Annotated in this window: 15 protein-coding genes; 12 read left to right on the top strand and 3 right to left on the bottom strand. The window is 56.7% G+C overall.

The genetic code is table 11. From position 1 onward, the window contains the following. The first annotated feature begins 77 nt into the window (after positions 1–77). The 8 genes from B150_RS22235 (at position 78) to B150_RS0107365 (ending at position 9,031) form a co-directional block, all read left to right on the top strand. Positions 78–2,222 (top strand): methyl-accepting chemotaxis protein, encoded by a 2,145-nt coding sequence (locus B150_RS22235; protein WP_020399267.1) that lies wholly within the window; start codon positions 78–80, stop codon positions 2,220–2,222. 113 nt (positions 2,223–2,335) lie between these two features. Further along, a complete protein-coding gene (locus B150_RS0107395; protein WP_020399266.1) occupies positions 2,336–3,784 on the top strand; it encodes a coniferyl aldehyde dehydrogenase in 1,449 nt (482 codons plus the stop codon). Between the two features lie 25 nt (positions 3,785–3,809). After that, positions 3,810–4,946 (top strand): iron-containing alcohol dehydrogenase, encoded by a 1,137-nt coding sequence (locus tag B150_RS0107390; RefSeq protein WP_020399265.1) that lies wholly within the window; start codon positions 3,810–3,812, stop codon positions 4,944–4,946. Position 4,947: 1 nt separating this feature from the next. Then, a complete protein-coding gene (locus tag B150_RS0107385; RefSeq protein ID WP_020399264.1) occupies positions 4,948–5,394 on the top strand; it encodes an acyl-CoA thioesterase in 447 nt (148 codons plus the stop codon). A 29-nt stretch (positions 5,395–5,423) separates the two neighbouring features. Then, positions 5,424–6,227: an SDR family NAD(P)-dependent oxidoreductase gene (locus B150_RS0107380; protein ID WP_020399263.1), complete on the top strand. Its 804-nt coding sequence runs from the start codon at positions 5,424–5,426 to the stop codon at positions 6,225–6,227. 12 nt (positions 6,228–6,239) lie between these two features. Beyond that, positions 6,240–7,007: a glucose 1-dehydrogenase gene (locus tag B150_RS0107375; RefSeq protein ID WP_020399262.1), complete on the top strand. Its 768-nt coding sequence runs from the start codon at positions 6,240–6,242 to the stop codon at positions 7,005–7,007. Positions 7,008–7,018: 11 nt separating this feature from the next. Beyond that, positions 7,019–8,092 (top strand): phosphotransferase family protein, encoded by a 1,074-nt coding sequence (locus B150_RS0107370; RefSeq protein ID WP_020399261.1) that lies wholly within the window; start codon positions 7,019–7,021, stop codon positions 8,090–8,092. A gap of 186 nt (positions 8,093–8,278) precedes the next feature. Next, positions 8,279–9,031 (top strand): class I SAM-dependent methyltransferase, encoded by a 753-nt coding sequence (locus tag B150_RS0107365; protein ID WP_020399260.1) that lies wholly within the window; start codon positions 8,279–8,281, stop codon positions 9,029–9,031. Between the two features lie 38 nt (positions 9,032–9,069). Here the strand turns inward: B150_RS0107365 and B150_RS0107360 are convergent, their stop codons facing one another. The 3 genes from B150_RS0107360 to B150_RS0107350 form a co-directional block, all read right to left on the bottom strand. Further along, entirely contained in the window at positions 9,070–9,933 is an 864-nt protein-coding gene (locus B150_RS0107360) for an acyl-CoA thioesterase (protein WP_020399259.1), read from the bottom strand. 24 nt (positions 9,934–9,957) lie between these two features. Continuing rightward, a complete protein-coding gene (locus B150_RS0107355; protein WP_020399258.1) occupies positions 9,958–10,737 on the bottom strand; it encodes a class II aldolase/adducin family protein in 780 nt (259 codons plus the stop codon). 86 nt (positions 10,738–10,823) lie between these two features. Next, positions 10,824–12,248 carry an MATE family efflux transporter gene (locus tag B150_RS0107350; protein ID WP_020399257.1) on the bottom strand — a complete coding sequence of 475 codons (1,425 nt, stop codon included), beginning with the start codon at positions 12,246–12,248 and terminating at the stop codon, positions 10,824–10,826. Positions 12,249–12,513: 265 nt separating this feature from the next. Between B150_RS0107350 and B150_RS0107345 the strand changes: the two genes are divergently transcribed. The 4 genes from B150_RS0107345 to B150_RS0107330 are packed head-to-tail and all read left to right on the top strand — an operon-like array spanning position 12,514 to position 17,826. Next, a complete protein-coding gene (locus B150_RS0107345; RefSeq protein WP_020399256.1) occupies positions 12,514–13,683 on the top strand; it encodes an acyl-CoA dehydrogenase family protein in 1,170 nt (389 codons plus the stop codon). A gap of 11 nt (positions 13,684–13,694) precedes the next feature. After that, positions 13,695–14,831 (top strand): acyl-CoA dehydrogenase family protein, encoded by a 1,137-nt coding sequence (locus B150_RS0107340; protein WP_020399255.1) that lies wholly within the window; start codon positions 13,695–13,697, stop codon positions 14,829–14,831. Between the two features lie 8 nt (positions 14,832–14,839). Beyond that, positions 14,840–16,573 (top strand): class I adenylate-forming enzyme family protein, encoded by a 1,734-nt coding sequence (locus tag B150_RS0107335; protein ID WP_020399254.1) that lies wholly within the window; start codon positions 14,840–14,842, stop codon positions 16,571–16,573. A 17-nt stretch (positions 16,574–16,590) separates the two neighbouring features. After that, positions 16,591–17,826: an acyl-CoA dehydrogenase family protein gene (locus tag B150_RS0107330; RefSeq protein WP_020399253.1), complete on the top strand. Its 1,236-nt coding sequence runs from the start codon at positions 16,591–16,593 to the stop codon at positions 17,824–17,826. The last annotated feature ends 6 nt before the right edge of the window (positions 17,827–17,832 follow it).

The following is a 17,832-nucleotide window of genomic DNA, read 5'->3' as shown; positions in this document are numbered from 1 at the left end:
AGGCTCTCGCACAAATAATCAGGCTGATTCCCCGCTGCACTCAGGCAGGCAGCGCAGCTATGTGCGAGGCTCTGGTAATGCGTTTTTCCGTTCGTCTTCGAATTCTTCTGGGTTTTGCGGCGGTCATCCTGACCCTTGCGGCTGCAAACCTCATTTCGGCTTTTGGGTTGCGAGGGCTGGATGGTGCCTCGAATCAGATCATCGCGAAAACTGACATTGTGCGGTTCGTGAATGATTATACGTCAGACGTCGCAGCACAAACCATGTCGCTCCGTTCCTTTGCATTCTCGGGCCTTGAAACTGATAAGGAAACCATGACCGAGGCGCGGGCGCGGGCAGAACAAAGCCGCAAGCAGGTCGAAAAGCTGCTGCTCTCGAATGGCGAGGAGACAACAGTCGAAGAGCTGAACGCGGCTGCCACAGCATTCGATGAAGTCTTTACCGCGATGGAAAACCGTTTGGGCAATGAAGGCGATGCCCTTCAGGTGGTGGTCAACGGTGTTGGTAAACTTGACGAGAGCGCAACCAACCTAGTGTCCTTCCTGAACACGCGCGGCCCGGATGAAAAGGCGTTGGCGGTGCACGTCCTTCCGCTCGTCGCGACATTCAACCAGGCTGCCGTTGCCTATGTTTCATCGGGTCAGCAGGCTGATTTTGATACGGCCATTGGCGCATCTGAGCAGCTGGACGAACTGGTAACGCAGGCAATGCAGTTTATGCGCGGTGTGCCGCGGCGGGAACAAGCTGTTGTGCGTTATGTGCGTCGGGATGGTGACGTTATTCGCCAAAGCCTGCGTCAGAAGCAGGCTACGGCATCTGCCGTACATTCGGCGCTAGACCAGTTGGATAGCGCCGCAAGCCAGATTGCCGCGGTGACGGAGCGTATCAAGTCCAGCTCGCGCGCAGCGCAGACTTTGGCGCTCAATAACATGATGCGTGCAGTCGACGCCTCGACCCGCCAAAGTCTTATCGGTCTCGCCATCGGAGCGCTGATTGCCGCTATGCTGGCGTGGTACATTGGTCGCTCGGTCGCTAGCCCGCTGGCGCGGATTACCGATGCAGTGACGCGTCTCGCGCACGGTGACAAGGCCGTGAGTATTCCGCACACTGACCGTAGCGATGAACTCGGCCGTATGGCAGAGGCCGCGACCGTGTTTAAGGACAAGGCATTTGAGCTTGAGCGCATGGCTGAAGAAAAGCGTGTGAGCGAAGCTGCAGCTGCTGAGGCTCAGCGCCAGCATGAGCGTGAGCAGGCGAATGTATTGCAGCGGCGTAAAGCGGAAGAGGAGCAGGCGAGGGAAGAGCGGCGTACCGCGCGTCTTCAGCAACGCCTGCAAATGGCTGACGCGTTTGAGCGTCGCGTGATGGGTGTTGTTGAAGCAGTCAATAGGGCGTCCAAGCAGATGGCCGATGCCTCTGCCTCCCTCGTGGAAAACGCTCGGCAAACCAATCATCAGGTCAGCAATACCCATAATGCTACGTCCGAGGCGTCCGGTAACGTGCATGCGGTTGCTGGTGCGACGGAAGAATTGTCAGTCTCCTTCCGTTCTGTACGCAGTGAGCTTGGCCACAGTGCGGAAGTCGCGCAAAGTGCGGTGACTGAGGCGACGCGTACCACGGAAACCGTGGCAGGTCTTGCAACTGCCGCAGATCAGATTGGCGTTGTTGTCAAGATGATCCGCGATATTGCTGAGCAAACCAACCTGCTTGCGCTTAACGCAACCATTGAAGCCGCGCGCGCGGGCGATGCAGGGCGTGGGTTCGCCGTGGTGGCACAAGAGGTGAAAAGCCTCGCGGCGCAGTCTGGTCGTGCCACCGAGGAGATCGCATCCTATGTGTCCGAAATTCAGCGGGTATCAGGCGATGCTGGCGGTGCGATTGAACGCATTGGAGATATCATCCGTGAGATGAGTGAAGTGAGCCAATCTGTTGTTGCCGCCGTCGAGCAGCAGGCCGCTGCGACCGAGGAAATTGCCAAGAATGTACAACATGTCTCGGCGGGCACGTCACTTGTGCGCGATAGCGTTACGATTGTGGGGCAAGCTGCGACGGAGACAGAGGCTATGACGACAGAGCTTCAGCATCAGGCAAGTCACCTGATGGATGAAGCAGACAGCCTCAAGCGCGAAGTGGAGCGTTTCCTCGCGGAAATCAGGGACACCAAAGAAGAGGGTGTCTCGACCACGGCTGCGCCGTCCATGCGACTGTTAAAATCAGCTTGATAAATGCGAATAGTATTCACTTTTTGATGATGTCACCGATTTTGGACTTTGAAGTCCAGAAAATAGGTACTACTCTTGCGGCTTGATGTTCCATCGTCGAAAGGGGAGTGACCATGGACGGCACGGTAAGGGTCGAAACGCCGGAAGCGGAAATTGCAGCAATTCTGAAGGCACAGCGCGCCAGCTATCTGGCTGAGGGCGAAGTGACTGCCGCGGTGCGAAAAGACCGCTTGAAGCGCGCGCTCACATGTCTGATGGATTACAAGGATGATTATATCCGGCTGATTTCCGAGGATTTCGGCAACCGGTCGGCGGAAACCACGCTTTTTGCTGACGTCGTGGCGTCTGCCGGCGCCCTCAAGGATGCAATCAAGCATGTTGAGAAATGGATGAAGCCGTCCAAGCGCTCGGTCCAGTTTCCGCTCGGTCTTCTTGGCGTTAAGGCGCAGGTCGTCCCGCAGCCGAAAGGGGTAATCGGTCTGATCACGCCGTGGAACTTCCCCCTGACGATGGTTTTTGTGCCGCTCGCACAAATGTTGGCAGCGGGCAACCGTGTGACCATCAAGCCAAGCGAACACACACCGCGCACATCGGCCTTCCTCAAGGAAGTTTTTGCCAAACATTTCTCGCAGGATGAAGTTGCTGTAGTGAATGGTGCGGTGGAAACGAGCCAAGCCTTCTCGAGCCAACCCTGGGACCACTTGATGTTCACCGGCGCGCCGATGGTCGGCAAGCTGATCATGCGTGCCGCGAGCGAACATCTGACGCCAGTCACGCTTGAACTGGGAGGCAAAAGCCCGGTGATTGTGGGCAAAAGCGCGGACCTAGATGCTGTGGTCGAACGAGTGGCAACCTTCAAACATATGAATTCAGGACAAATTTGCCTCGCGCCTGATTATCTGAATATCGACAGTAGCCGCCGCGACGACTTTGTCGAGCGCTATACCAGGAAGGTCACCAGCATGTATCCAACTATGCTGTCGAACGACCAGTATACCTCCATCATCAGCGCCCGGCACCGAGAACGGCTTGAGGGTTATATCGAGGACGCGAAGGCCAAAGGTGCTGATGTGCGCATCATCAACCCGGGGAACGAGGATTTTGCCGGCCAGAACCAAAGTAACAAGCTGCCATCCGCGCTGATTCTTGACCCGACCGACGACATGAAGGTGATGCAGGAAGAGATTTTCGGCCCTATCCTGCCGGTGCGGACATATGAGAGCACCGATGAGGTGATTTCCTATGTGAATGACCGGGATCGGCCGCTTGCGCTCTACTACTTCGGCAAGGATAAGGCCGAGGAGGAGAAGGTTTTGACCCATACGACTTCTGGCGGCGTGACCGTGAACGACGTGCTGTGGCATGGTGCGCACGAGAACCTGCCGTTTGGCGGCATCGGCAATTCCGGTATGGGGCGCTATCACGGTTATGACGGCTTTCAGGAATTCAGTCATATGAAACCGGTGCTCCGGCACCCAAAATTATCGATCGGGGCTGTTCTCGGCATCGTGCCGCCCTATACTGATAAACTCCGGAAAAATGTTGAACGCCAGCTAAAGTAATCGTGGCTGGCAGACAGGGTGCCAGATGATTGCTTTCAATTTCAACAGTGTCGCTTCGGTTCTGGTTGAGGACGGGGCGGCAAACCAGCTTGGTTCTGTTTTGCGCGCGCGCTTTGGTGCGGAGCGGCCTTTCATTGTCACCGACATGGGACTCGTGAAACTGGGCATGCTTGCCAAGGTGCAAGCGTCGCTTGATGAAGCCGAACTTGACCATGCGCATTTTGACGGCGTTGAGGCCGACCCTTCCGAGGCTGTCGTTTTGAAAGCGGTTGAAGCTGCAAAGGCGCACAGGGCTGATGTCATTGTCGGTTTTGGTGGCGGCAGTTCGATGGATGTGGCGAAGCTGATCGCCGTGCTCGCAAGCGGCGAACAACAGCTTTCAGAGATTTACGGCATAGACCAGATCAAGGGAGGGCGTTTGCCGCTTGTGCAGGTGCCGACAACGGCGGGCACGGGCTCGGAAGTCACTCCTATCTCCATCGTCACCACGGGCGAGACTACAAAGATGGGCGTGGTGGACGCCACCATGCTGGCGGATCTCGCTATTCTCGATGCCACACTGACCACCGGCCTGCCGGCCCATATTACGGCGGCGACCGGCATTGACGCCATGGTGCATGCGATTGAGGCCTATACCTCCAGGCTCAAGAAGAACCCGATTTCGGACGGGCTCGCGCGGCAAGCACTCCTGATGCTGGGGAACAATATTGTCACCGCCTGCAATGACGGCGGCAACCTTGATGCCCGCCGCGCCATGCTGATTGGCGCCATGCTGGCGGGCCAAGCCTTTGCAAATGCCCCCGTTGCTGCCGTACACGCGCTGGCATATCCGCTTGGTGGTCATTTCCATATCCCGCACGGGTTATCAAACTCACTCGTGCTGCCGCATGTGCTGCGCTTTAACGAGGAAGCGGCGGGGCATCTGTATGCCGAGCTGGCGGTACTTGCGGGGCAGGGGAACAGTGCGGGGGATTTTATTGCTTGGATGGACCGTATCGCCGACGAGACCAAGGTGCAACGCCGCCTGCGTGATGTGGGCATCAGCCACAACGACCTGCCGATGCTGGCACAGGATGCCATGCTGCAGACGCGCTTGCTCGTGAACAATCCACGCGAGGTGACGCTTGATGACGCCCGCGCCATCTATGAGGCTGCGTGGTAACATGGCGGGCGAGAAGACCGAACCACGGCCGCTTTCGGCCTATCATCATATCGCGCCGATCCAGACACGCTGGATGGACAATGATGTCTATGGCCACGTGAATAACGTGGTCTACTACAGCTATTTCGATACGGCGGTGAACCGTTTCCTGATCGAGGGCGGCGTGCTTGACATCCATGACGGCGATGTCATTGGCCTCGTGGTCGAGACAGGTTGCCGCTATTTTGCGTCGCTCGAATTTCCGCAGTCTATTCAGGCCGGTATTGGCGTCAGCCATATCGGGCGTTCGAGCGTGCGCTACGAGATCGGCCTGTTCGCGGACGGTAGCGATACCCCCGCTGCTGAAGGGCATTTTATCCATGTTTATGTGGACAAGGCCACGCGGCGCCCCACTTCATTACCTGAACGGTTCAGGAGCCTTCTGGAGACAATCCGGATAGAAGCCTGAGCGCCACGGTTTGGAGGGAGCCAGAATTTATGGACGTTAAAGGTAAGGTCATTGCCGTTACGGGCGGCGCGAGCGGAATTGGCGCAGCGCTGTCGAAACTTTTTGCGGCTGAAGGGGCAAAATTTGTTGCCCTCGCCGATATGGATGAAGCGGGCGCACGGGCTGTCGCCGCGGAGATCGGCGAAGGTGCTAAAGCTTACAAACTTGATGTAACCGACGAGGCTGCAGTCGCTACCTTCGCGCAGTCCGTTGAAGCTGACGCTGGGCCGATCGACCTCTATTTCTCGAACGCGGGCATCATTTTTTCCGACGCGCCGGACTGGACCGCAATCAGCCAGACCAACGCGCAGTGGGACAAGATCTGGCAGGTGAACGTGTTCGCGCATGTGCTTGCGTTGCGCGCGGTGCTGCCGCAGATGCTCAAGCGTGAAGGCTGCGGTTTTGTTATCACCGCCAGCGCCGCGGGGCTTCTCAGCCAGATTGGCGATATCAGCTACTCCACCACCAAACATGCGGCAGTGGGTTTTGCGGAAAGTCTTGCCATCAACCATGGCGATGACGGACTTTATGTGGCCTGCCTATGTCCGCAGGCCGTGACGTCCAAGATGACGGCAGGCGCCGAGAAATCGTCTGCTGCGGGTGACGGCATCATGCCGGCGGACGAATTTGCGCGCCGCGTGCTTGCTGGCATGCGCGAAGGTCGCTTCATGATCCGTCCGCACGAGCAAGTGGAAGGCTATTTCCTCAACAAAGCCAAAGACTATGACCGCTGGGTTGGCGGCATGCGCAAGTTCCGCCGCCACCAGATGGCGGCAACCGGCAAGCCGCTATAAGGGAAGAGAAGAATGGACTATACAAAACTAATGGATTTCACCGGTAAGGTGGTTTTTGTCTCGGGCTCCAGCCGGGGTATTGGCGAGGCGATTGTGCGCGCGTTTGCTGCAAACGGCGCCAGAGTGATCGTCTCCTCCCGTGACCAGGAAGCCTGCGAGGTTGTTGCGGAAAGCATCCGGGCGGATGGCGGCGATGCGAAAGCCAAAGCGGCCCACGCTGGCAAGATGGACGATGTGCATGCGGTGTTTGACTGGATCAAGTCGGAATATGGCCGCCTCGACGTGCTGGTGAACTGCGGTGGCACCAACCCGTTCTACGGCAACATCGGTGACACACCGGAAGCTGCGTTCGACAAGACGATCGACGTGAACCTGAAGGGCCCGTTCTATCTCTCTGCTGAAGCGGTGAAAATGATGAAGGTGCAGGGCGGCGGTGCCATCGTGAACGTGGCGTCCATTAACGGTATTTCGCCCGGCCACCTGCAAGGCATCTATTCCATGACCAAGTCTGCCATGATCAATATGACCAAGGCTTACGCGCGTGAATACGGTCATGACGGTATCCGTGTGAATGCCATCTGCCCGGGGCTTGTGGATACCAAGATGACGGCTGTATTCACGTCGAACGAGGATATGCTGTCGAAATACACCAGCCAGTTCCCGATTCCTCGTGCGGGCAAGCCCGAGGATATGGTGGGCGGGGTACTGTACCTTGCCTCTGACGCTGCGGCGTTCACCACCGGCACTACGCTGGTGATGGACGGCGGCTGGACCGCGTAGGGGAGGCTTGAATGACAGAAGAACTCAACAAAACCGTCAGTGTGCGTGAAGGTGAGGAGCTGGATGCAGGGCTTGTCGACAGCATTATCAAGGAACGCATTGGCGGTCTTGAAGGCACACCGGTAATTCGCCAGTTTGCAAGTGGTCATTCGAACTTGACCTACTCAATTCAGTATCCGAACAAAAACTTTGTCCTGCGTCGGCCGCCTTTTGGCACGCGGCCCAAATCAGGACACAGCATGATCCGCGAATACAGCGTGATGAATGCACTCAAACCGGTATTCCCAGCCGTGCCGGAGACCTATTTCCATATCCCGGACGAGGACAGCCCGCTGGGAGCCGAGTTTTATGTCATGGAACAGGTTGATGGTCGCAAGCTTGACCGTACCATCCCTGAAAGCTGGGGCTTCGGTGAGGAAGAGGGGCGCAAGCTTTGCCTGTCGTTCTTCCACAAGCTTATCGACCTCCATAAAGTAGACTATAAGGCTGCGGGCCTTGAAGACTTTGGCAAGCCGGAAGGCTATGTGGAACGTCAGGTACTTGGCTGGAACCGCCGCTATGAGAAAGCCACGACAGATGATGTTGAGGATTTTGCCGACGTTCGCAAATGGCTTGAGGACCATATGCCGGAAGGTGAAGTGGGTCATGCGGTGCTGCACGGTGACTACCGCCTTGATAACGTGATTCTATGCGAAGAAAACCCGTTTGAAATCAAGGCGATCCTCGACTGGGAAATCAGTGCGCTCGGCGACCCGCTCATGGACCTTGGCAATACGCTGGCTTATTGGTCGCAAAAGGGTGACCCCGACGAGATGATAGCCATGTGCATGCAGCCCTGCATGGCGCCTGGGATGCTGACGCGTGAGGCAATCTGCGAGATTTACGCGAAAGAGACAGGCTACGACCTGTCGAAGTTTGACTACTATCTCGTCTATGGTGTGTTCCGTCTTGCGGTGATTATCCAACAGATCTACTACCGCTACTATCATGGCCAGACCAAGAACAAAGCCTTCGCCAAATTCGGCATTCGCACCAATCAGCTTGGTAACTACGCCCGATTTTTGATTGAAAAATCAAATATTTAATTACTGATTTCAGGCTGAAATCGAGAATGCACCACAAAGCCGTTTTGTGGTGCATTTTGTTTACCTTTCTATGATCAAATGTTTTTGATTGGGCGTCACCGGTGGATTTGATTGATCCTCCAACCCCATCATGTTTTAAGGTTTTGTGTCACTAAATCGGGTGGGGCCCGACAAGGGGATAGAGTATTGTCTGAAAAACTTGCGTTTTCGCTGGCGCTTGACCTGATGTTCAACGGTCAGGACATGGATTATTGCGAGCGACCGATCAGCCTGACCATTCTGGACCAGATGGCAATGTTCGGCGACCTGCCAGACCGCGCCCACGTGGCTGTTGTGGCTGCGGGGGGTGGCCGCCTTGTGCGGACGCTGTCCGAGCGCGGCTATAATGTCGATGCGTTTGAAGGACGCACGGAGTGTTTTGAGCATCTGGAGCGGGTTTTCAGTAAAACGCCGTCCGTACGCGTGTTGCAGTCTCGCCATCTTGAGGACCCGACGCGCCGCAGCAAGCTGCGCTACGACGCCATGTTCTGCATGGACGATCTGCGGGCTTTCCGTGAGGATCACGAGTGGACTGAACATGTTCAGGCCATGATCAAGGAAGACGGATATTTTGTGTATTCGCAGATGTCGAACAATCTGCCGACGAAAAAGAATACCCTGAGCCGCTATTTCAACCTTGCTGGCAACTATAACGTTTCAGAGGATACGTCCCAGATGGTGCGCGACAGCTATATGGGCCTCGCTCATTGGGAGCCGGACGAAAGCGACAAACGCACCGCGCTTGAAGCACTCGACATGGTGAAATCGGGCCGCCAGTTACGCCGCAGCATTCGCGACGGCGCTGAAGTGCGATACGTCGTGTGGCGCAAGAAGCCAAAGGCAGGCAAGCCGAAACCAGCGCAAACATCGTCGCCGTCCAAGATTTGGCCTCGCGACTAAGGCCAGCGAAAAAGGGAAGGGCGGTAAAACCGCCCTTTTTATTTGTCTTTGTGAAGCCTGAGAAGCGCCTCTTGCGAGGTGGAGGCGAGTAGGCGCCCGCCACGGTCATAAAGCGCACCGCGCGCAAGGCCTCGGCCTTTGCCGGTCCAGTAACCGTCCGTCCGGTAGAAAATCCAGTCGTCTACCCGGTAGTTGTTCCGGTGGAACCACATGGCATGATCTAGGCTTGCCACCATCTTCAGCCGTGGGTCACGCGGTATCATGGCGTGAGGCCTCAGGTTCGCGGAAAGGAAGGCAAAATCCGAGATATAGGCCATAAGGCGTCCGTGAAGGGCCTGATCACCCTCAATAGGTTCCTTTAGCTTGAACCAGTAGCCGGTCTCCGGGCTCTTGGGTTTCGGGTTCTCAAGATCCATGCGGTCGATTGAGCGCATCTCAAACGGCATGAAGGGCTTGTCCTTCGGTTGCTTGCCGAAAGCGCGGAGTACGCGGGCGTAATACTCCTCATCGTCATCCAGATCTTCTGGCATCGGAACTTCTGGCATGTCGATCTGATGCTCAAGCCCATCTTCACCAACGTGGAACGATACGGAAATGGTGAAAATGGCTTCCCCGTTCTGGATAGCCACCACACGCCGGGTGACAAAGCTGCGGCCATTGCGAATAGGGTCGACATCATAGATGATCGGTTGGTCCGCAATACCGGGACGCAGGAAATAGCAGTGCAGCGAATGCAATAGGAAACCGGTTTCGACCGTCAAGGTCGCGGCTTCCATCGCCTGCGCCAGGATATGCCCACCGAACACATGCTTGTTGGGCCATTTATTCGGCTCGCCACGGAACAGCAGGTTGTCCAGCCGTTCGATGGCAAGCTCGTCAATAATCGGTTGTACGGTGCTCATAAAACCTCGTTGTGGCTTGCCGTGTTAATCACGGAAGCTGGGGTCCAGCCGGTCCATCTTGCGAAGGATCGCGGGCCAGACAAAATTGTCCGCGCCGTTCGCGCCTGCCACAACCCGCACATCGCGCATGGCGTTGTCCATGGCTTCCTTGCTGGGAGAGTGGAGCTCCGCGCCCGCACTTTGGGTCAGTATCTGAACCCGACAGGCCTTTTCAAGGAAGAACATCATTTCAAAGGCTTTAGCGACGCTTTCGCCCGCCGTCAGGGTGCCATGGTTTCTGAGGATCAGGCAGTTTTTAGTGCCCATATCAGCGACCAGGCGTTCTTTCTCACCGTCATTCACGGCAAAGCCTTCATAGTCATGGTAGGCCACGGTCATCCATGGCGGAATGCTGCTTTGGCACATGGGCAACAAGCCGTCTTTTTGGTTGGACACTGCGATGCCGTAATCCGTGTGCAGGTGTAGCACACACATGGCATCGTCACGGGCTGCGTGGATGGCGCTATGGATGACAAAACCTGCTGCATTGGGGATGAACGGCGTATCCATGAGCTGTTTGCCGCTTAGGTCAACCTTCACAAGGCTCGAGGCTGTGATTTCCTCAAACATCAGGCCAAGTGGATTGATGAGGAAGTGATGGTCTGTGCCCGGAATGCGGGCAGAAATGTGTGTGTAAATCAGGTCATCCCAGCCGAGATGGGCCACCATGCGGTAGGCCGCCGCCAAGTTTACACGCGTTTCCCATTCAGCCGCAGACACCTTGTCCTTAACTGACCCGATATCAAGCATTCCCGGTTTTGCCATATTCCCCTCCTGACAGCTGGCGGACTGTATTCCTTGAGGGAAAAGATAGCGCGAATTGCTGCCCCGTCCAAAGCCCAAGGAACTTTTTATTTACCTTGAGCGTTATCGCCGCCATTTCTTCGCGAGAAGAAGGAGCGCACGGCAACGCGGCTGATGCCCGCCACGCTTTGGATTGCGATGGGTGCATGCGGATGATCCTCAAGCTCATGCCAGTTGATTTTGCGGAAGCGCAGGATGAGAAGCGCGGCCTTGATGGTGTAGTCGGCAATGATGACTGCATACATGGCCTCAACCGGGCCACCCAGTGCGCGAACAATGAGGCCGATTGTCAGGCGTCCTACGATCATGCCCGCGAACGTCACGACAAGTGGAAATTTGGTGTCGCCAGCCCCGCGCAGCGCGCCGCCAATGGCAAATTCAACTGCCATCAAAGGTTGTACGATTGCGAGGATAAGCACAAAAAATTCAGTATGCTCTCGCACTGCCGGGTCTGACGACAGCACGGTGGCAATCGGGTCACGAAAAATGAAGGTCAGGATGGCAAGCAGGGACATGCCCAAGATGGCAAGACGCATGGCGGCCCAACCGCTGGCAACAGCGCCCGCGGCGTCCTTGGCACCCAGCCGTTGCCCTGCGAGGGTTGCACTTGCGGTGCCAAAGCCAAGACCCACAACAATAGTGACGCTAAGTACGGTAATCCCAATTCCGTAAGCCGCAAATGCTGCCGTGCCATATGCAGAGATCAACATCATGAAGAGCAGGAAGCTGACTTGGATTAGTATCTGCTCAAGTGCAGCCGGTGTGCCGATGCTCGCGAGCAGCCTCAAGCGACGGGTGTTGAGGGCATCATCCAGTTTTGGCGCCAGTACATATCGGCGCTTCAGCCAGCAGACGGCAAACCACAGCACTACAAGCGATTGCCCACCTGCCGTGCCCCACGGGATACCGGTGACGCCCATCTCCGGGACGCCAAAGGCGCCGTGCACGCAGATGTATGACCCAAGGATGCTGAGTGCAGCCCCACAGGCTATGAAACGTAATGGCCGTATGACGTCACCAATCGCACGGAATGAGGTTGCGATGGTGAGCATGAGAGAGAAAACGATATTGAGCAGACTGGCGGGGCGAATATAGCCAACAGCCAGAGCCTCGGTTTTTGGGTCGAGGTTGAATAGATGAACAATCTGCGGCGCAAACAGGAAGGTAATGAAGCCGAGACCCAGTGAAATAAGGACTGATAGCACAAGCGAACTTGTTGCGGCGGCCGAAGCCTCGTCGCCATCATCTGCTCCCCATGCTCGCGCCACAACGGCAGTTGTCGCTACCGACAGCGCCATTGATGCTGCCATCAGCAGAAAGTGCACTCGTCCACCCGTTACCACGGCGGCACTCGCTTCGCGGCCAAACGGCGCGACGATGGCAAGGTGCGCGAAGGATATCGCGACCATGAGCACATTGCTGGTGATGTTGGGCCCCGCGAGCCGCCAGACCGTTTTATACGAAAATGCCACTATCGATCCCTGACAGATAGACCAGAAGGGTGAACTAGCGCGAATTGACGTTACGGCCAGTGGGGGCTCGCTCAAAATTCACCACTATGAAAAATATTCAACAATCTTTGTGCCGTCGCCTTGAAGCGGGGAGAAACCGACTTAATCCTTACCATTAGTTTTCAGGCGCCAGAACCGGCTTAACGTAAAGAAGATGAGCCAGTATGCCTGAAGTTTCCGGCCATCGGGAGGGCCGGGAAGGGGAAATTGAAGAGGGATAAGGTTTATGAGTGATCTCGAAGCTTTCCGCGCAGAGACGCGTGCGTGGCTAGAAGACAATTGCCCGCCGTCCATGCGCACGCCAATGAAGGGCGAGGCCGACTTCTGCTGGGGTGGCCGCAAGTTCAAGTTCCAGAGCGACGACCAGAAAAAATGGCTCGAGCGCATGGCATCACGCGGCTGGACCGTGCCCACATGGCCGAAGGAATATGGTGGTGGCGGTTTGTCGAAAGACGAAGCCAAAATCCTGGCGTCCGAGATGAAGCGTATCAAGGCGCGCTCGCCGCTGACATCCTTCGGTATCTGGATGCTCGGCCCTGCGCTGCTCAAGTTCGGCACGCATGAACAGAAGCTCGAACACCTGCCACCGATCGCACGCGGTGAAATTCGTTGGTGTCAGGGCTATTCCGAACCGAACGCAGGGTCTGACCTGGCGTCACTGGCCACGAAAGCCGAAGACAAGGGCGACCACTATATCATCAATGGCCAGAAAATCTGGACATCCTACGCCGACAAGGCGGACTGGATCTTCTGCCTGATCCGCACCGATACTTCTAGCAAGCACGAAGGCATCAGTTTTATCCTGTTCGATATGGCGTCTGAAGGGGTGTCAACGAAGCCGATCAAGCTGATTTCCGGCTATTCACCTTTCTGCGAAACCTTCTTTGACGATGTGAAGGCATATAAGAAGAACCTCGTAGGCGAAGTGAACAAGGGCTGGACTGTTGCGAAATACCTGCTGACGCATGAGCGCACGGGCATTTCCGAGATGGGCCTGCCTGTACCGCTGAACCGCCTTGCGGTTGACAAACTGGGCACCAACGGTGCGGGTGAGCTGTCCGAGACAATGCTCAGACACCAGATTGCCGAACATGAAATTGACGCCATGTCGTTCATGTTCACGATGGAGCGGGCACAGGATGAAGTGAAAGCGGGCAACGAGATGGGGGCTTATTCCTCATTCCTCAAGGCATACGGCACCGAACTCAACAAGGACCGACACGAATTGATCGTGAAGATCAACGGTTCGGACGCGTTTGAGTGGGAAGGCCAATTCTCCAACAATGGTGAGATCGCGCGTTCGTGGCTCCGTACCAAGGGTAACTCGATTGAGGGGGGCACCACTGAGGTGCAACTCAACATCATCTCGAAACGTGTTCTCGGGTTGCCGGGTTAGGGAGACGCATCATGGCATTAGTACTGAATGAAGAGCAGCAGCTCCTGAAAGAATCCGCAGAGGGTTTCCTTACTGAAAAAGCTCCGGTCAGCCAGCTTCGTAAGCTGCGTGATGACGCAGACGAGACAGGCTTTTCAAAAGAGCTGTGGACAGAGATGTCCGAAATGGGTTTTGCGGGCCTTCTCGTTGACGAAGAACAGGGCGGTACCGGTTTTGGATATGTGGGCGCCGGCATCGTGGCGGAAGCCATGGGCAAAACGCTTTCAGCTTCGCCATTCATGGCGAGCGGTGTGGTAGCGGCCTCGGTGATCAAGGCTGCCGGCAGCGATGCGCAAAAAGAAGCGCTTTTGCCCGCCATCGCAGCAGGCGAGGTTATTGTGACGCTCGCGGTCGATGAAACCAGCCGCCACGCGCCGGAAGAGACCGTGCTGAAAGCCGAGAAGTCAGGCGACGGCTACAAACTCTCGGGCATGAAGACTTTTGTTCCTGAAGGGCATGTGGCGGACAAGATCATCGTGCTTGCGCGCACGAGCGGCGAAGCCGGGGATACGGAAGGCCTGAGCCTTTTCCTCGTCGACCGCGGCGCGAGCGGCCTGATCGTGGACCGCACGGTTTCCGTCGATAGCCGCAACTGGGCGAAACTGACGTTTGAGGGTGTAAGCGCTGGTGCAGATGCTTTGTTGGGCCGCGAGGGCAAGGCTTATGGTGCCCTTGATGGCGCGCTTGATGGTGCGCGCATTGTGGTCGCCGCCGAGCTTCTCGGTATCGCGCAGCACTGCTTTGACGAAACGGTCGAATATCTCAAAGAACGCAAGCAGTTTGGCGTTCCAATCGGCTCGTTCCAAGCGCTGCAGCACCGTGCGGCGCAGCTCTATAGCGAAATTGAGATCACGCGCTCTGCGGTTCTCAAGGCGCTGCAAATGGCCGACGCCGGCGGCAATGTGTCGTGGTTTGCAAGCCTTGCCAAAGCGAAGGCCAGCAAGACGGCAGAGCTTGCCACCAATGAAGCGATCCAGATGCACGGCGGCATCGGCATGACCGACGAGTTCGACATGGGTTTCTACATCAAGCGTGCCCGCGTGCTGCAGCACCTCTATGGTGATTTCAACTATCATGCGGACCGTTTCGCCCGCTGTTCTGGCTACTGAGGCGCACGATGGGAGCTTTTGACAACCTTCAACTGCCGACGGTCGACCCGGCAACGCCGATTGACAAGGTGATCGGCTTGCTTACGAAGCCGGGCATGCCGTTCACAACAGATGAAATTGACATTGGCGGCGTCAAGCACACCGCCTTTGTCAACCAGCCACCGAGCCTCAGGGACGCCTTCATGATGTTCCTCGGCCATGCCGAGCGTGAATTCCTCATCTACGGCGATGACCGGTATACCTACAAACAGACGGTCGCCATGGCGTCGCAGTTTGCGCAGGCGCTAGTGGACGATTTTGGCGTGAAAAAGGGCGACCGGGTTGCGCTTTCCATGCGCAACTATCCCGAATGGCCGATTGCCTACATGGGTATCGTTGCCGCTGGCGGCATCGCTGTGCTGATGAACGCCTGGTGGAAAGAGGAAGAAGTCGCCTGGGCTATGGAAAACTGTGGCGCCAAGCTCGCGGTTACCGATGCCCCGCGCATGGAAACCATGCGTCCACTGATGAAAAGCGGGGAACTTAAAGTCATCGTCGCGCGCGATGCGTTTGAGGCGGCCGAGGGGCTTTATGACTTCGCCAGCACGCTCGAAGGCAAAAAGCCGCTCATATGGCCGCAGGTCGAGCTTGGCCACGAGGATGAAGCGATGATGCTTTATACCTCTGGCTCCACCGGCTTTCCGAAAGGCGCACTTTCAACGCACCGGGCGGTTGTCTCGGTGATGATGAACTGGGTGTGCATCGCCTTGGCAATGAAGATGCTCGGTCGCCTCAACCCGGACCCGGATTTCCAGCCGGTGATGCTGGCGACCGTGCCGTTTTTCCATGTCACCGGGCTACTGCCTGTGCTGCTGGTGTCGGCCACCCTTGGCCGCAAGCTCGTGTTGATGCACAAATGGGACGTGGAAGAAGCGTTCAGGCTGATCGAAGCTGAAGGTGTGACCGGCATGACAGGTGTGCCGACCATGTCTTTCGAGATGGCCACATCGCCGCTTCGGCACAAATATGACCTCTCGACACTTCAGGACTTGGGTGGTGGCGGTGCCGCGCGCCCGCCAGAGCATGTGAAGCTCATTCGTGAGGCTTTCCCCAACTCGAACCCGGGTATTGGCTATGGCCTGACCGAGACCAACTCACTGACAGCTGTGCTGTCGGCGGACGAGTATGTCGAACGTCCGACCAGCACTGGCAAGGCCACGCCGCCGCTGATCCACGTCAAGATACTGCACCCGGCGACGGGGGAGGAGATGCCGACAGGACAGGCCGGCGAGATTTGCATCAAGAGCGTGACCAATATCCGCGAATACTGGAACAACCCGGAAGCGACGGCACGCGCCTTCAAGAACGGCTGGTTCCATTCCGGCGATGTGGGCTACGTTGACGAGGAAGGTTACATCTACATTGTCGACCGTCTGAAAGAGATCATCATCCGCGGCGGAGAAAATATCTCGACCCTTGAGGTGGAGGCTATTCTTCACGCGATCCCAGGCGTTCAGGACGTGGCTGTTTTCAGCCTGCCGGACGAACGCATGGGTGAACTTGTGGGTGCGGTCGTCTCCTCCGAGGAAGACCTTACGGAAGAGGACATCAAGGACGAGGTTGGTAAACATCTCGCGGGCTTCAAGGTGCCTGAGAAAATCTGGATCACGAAAGATCCGCTGCCGATGATTGCCTCAGGCAAGATCGACAGGAACGGTATCAAACAAACGTATCGGGACCGCTGGCGGTCCGAAAAAGTGTAAGAGGAAGGATTAGGATCATGTCCATGGATCTGGGACTATCAGAACGGGGTAAGGAACTGCGGGACAAGGTTCGCGCCTTCATTGACGAGCATGTGGTGCCCGTTGAAGACGAATACCACCATCAGGTGGGGAGCACCGGCAACCGGTTCGAATTCACACCGCGCATGACCGAAATCCTTGAGGACCTGAAGGCGAAAGCCAAAAAAGAGGGTCTCTGGAACTTCTGGCTGACGGATTCCAAAGAAGGCTATGGCCTGACGACCGTTGAATACGCTTATCTCGCCGAGGAAATGGGCCGGTCGCATCTTGCCGCGGAAAGTTTCAACTGCTCTGCACCTGATACCGGCAACATGGAAGTGATTGAGCGTTACGGCACGGACGCGCACAAGGAAAAGTGGCTCAAGCCGCTTCTTGAAGGCAAAATCCGCTCCGCATACCTGATGACGGAGCCCGATGTGGCATCATCTGACGCCACGAATATCTCCATGAGCGCGGTGCTGGACGGCGACCACTATGTGCTGAATGGTGAGAAATACTGGGCGTCTGGCGCCGGTGATCCGCGCTGCGCGGTCTATGTCACCATGGTACGCACGGACCCTGATGCACCGCGCAAGAACCAGCATAGCATGATCCTTGTGGAAGCCGGCACGCCGGGCATCGAGATCCTGCGCCCGATGATGGTGTTCGGCCATGACGACGCCCCGCACGGTCACATGCATATCCGTTTCACCAACGTGCGGGTGCCGAAAGAGAACCTTGTTCTCGGCGAAGGCCGTGGTTTTGAGGTGTCCCAAGGCCGCTTGGGCCCGGGCCGTATCCACCACTGCATGCGCTCAATTGGTGCAGCGGAACGCGCTCTTGAACTTCTGATCAAGCGCTCGCTCTCGAAGGAAGCCTTTGGCCAGACGCTCGTCAAACTTGGCGCCAACTATGACATCATCGCGGAAGCACGGATCGAGATCGAGATGGCGCGCCTTCTCTGCCTCAAAGCCGCACACATGATGGACACCATTGGCACACAGGCCGCGCAGCCCTACATCAGCCAGATCAAGGTTGTGGCGCCGCGTATGGCACTGAAGGTCATCGATGAAGCCATGCAAATGCACGGCGGACAGGGTATCAGCCAGGATACGCCGCTTGCCAACATGTGGCACGGCCAGCGTACGCTCCGCTTTGCGGACGGCCCGGATGCGGTACACCGTATGGTAATCGCCCGGACTGAGCTCAAGAAGTACCGCTCCAACAGCGCGTAAGGCACA

Origin of the sequence: Kordiimonas gwangyangensis DSM 19435 = JCM 12864 (genome assembly GCF_000375545.1) — a bacterium.
In the GTDB taxonomy this organism is placed as follows: Bacteria; Pseudomonadota; Alphaproteobacteria; order Sphingomonadales; family Kordiimonadaceae; genus Kordiimonas; species Kordiimonas gwangyangensis.
The sequence above is the reverse complement of the archived record's forward strand: the minus strand, read 5'-3'. Positions and strand labels throughout refer to the sequence as shown.

Bases quoted from the DNA above. Each gene is read 5' to 3' on its own strand.
- B150_RS0107340 (WP_020399255.1), top strand. From the start codon at position 13,695: ATGGCATTAGTACTGAATGAAGAGCAGCAGCTCCTGAAAGAATCCGCA.
- B150_RS0107375 (WP_020399262.1), top strand. From the start codon at position 6,240: ATGGACTATACAAAACTAATGGATTTCACCGGTAAGGTGGTTTTTGTC.
- B150_RS0107370 (WP_020399261.1), top strand. From the start codon at position 7,019: ATGACAGAAGAACTCAACAAAACCGTCAGTGTGCGTGAAGGTGAGGAG.
- B150_RS0107360 (WP_020399259.1), bottom strand. From the start codon at position 9,933: ATGAGCACCGTACAACCGATTATTGACGAGCTTGCCATCGAACGGCTG.
- B150_RS0107335 (WP_020399254.1), top strand. From the start codon at position 14,840: ATGGGAGCTTTTGACAACCTTCAACTGCCGACGGTCGACCCGGCAACG.
- B150_RS0107355 (WP_020399258.1), bottom strand. From the start codon at position 10,737: ATGGCAAAACCGGGAATGCTTGATATCGGGTCAGTTAAGGACAAGGTG.
- B150_RS0107395 (WP_020399266.1), top strand. From the start codon at position 2,336: ATGGACGGCACGGTAAGGGTCGAAACGCCGGAAGCGGAAATTGCAGCA.
- B150_RS0107380 (WP_020399263.1), top strand. From the start codon at position 5,424: ATGGACGTTAAAGGTAAGGTCATTGCCGTTACGGGCGGCGCGAGCGGA.
- B150_RS22235 (WP_020399267.1), top strand. From the start codon at position 78: ATGCGTTTTTCCGTTCGTCTTCGAATTCTTCTGGGTTTTGCGGCGGTC.
- B150_RS0107345 (WP_020399256.1), top strand. From the start codon at position 12,514: ATGAGTGATCTCGAAGCTTTCCGCGCAGAGACGCGTGCGTGGCTAGAA.
- B150_RS0107390 (WP_020399265.1), top strand. From the start codon at position 3,810: ATGATTGCTTTCAATTTCAACAGTGTCGCTTCGGTTCTGGTTGAGGAC.
- B150_RS0107385 (WP_020399264.1), top strand. From the start codon at position 4,948: ATGGCGGGCGAGAAGACCGAACCACGGCCGCTTTCGGCCTATCATCAT.
- B150_RS0107330 (WP_020399253.1), top strand. From the start codon at position 16,591: ATGTCCATGGATCTGGGACTATCAGAACGGGGTAAGGAACTGCGGGAC.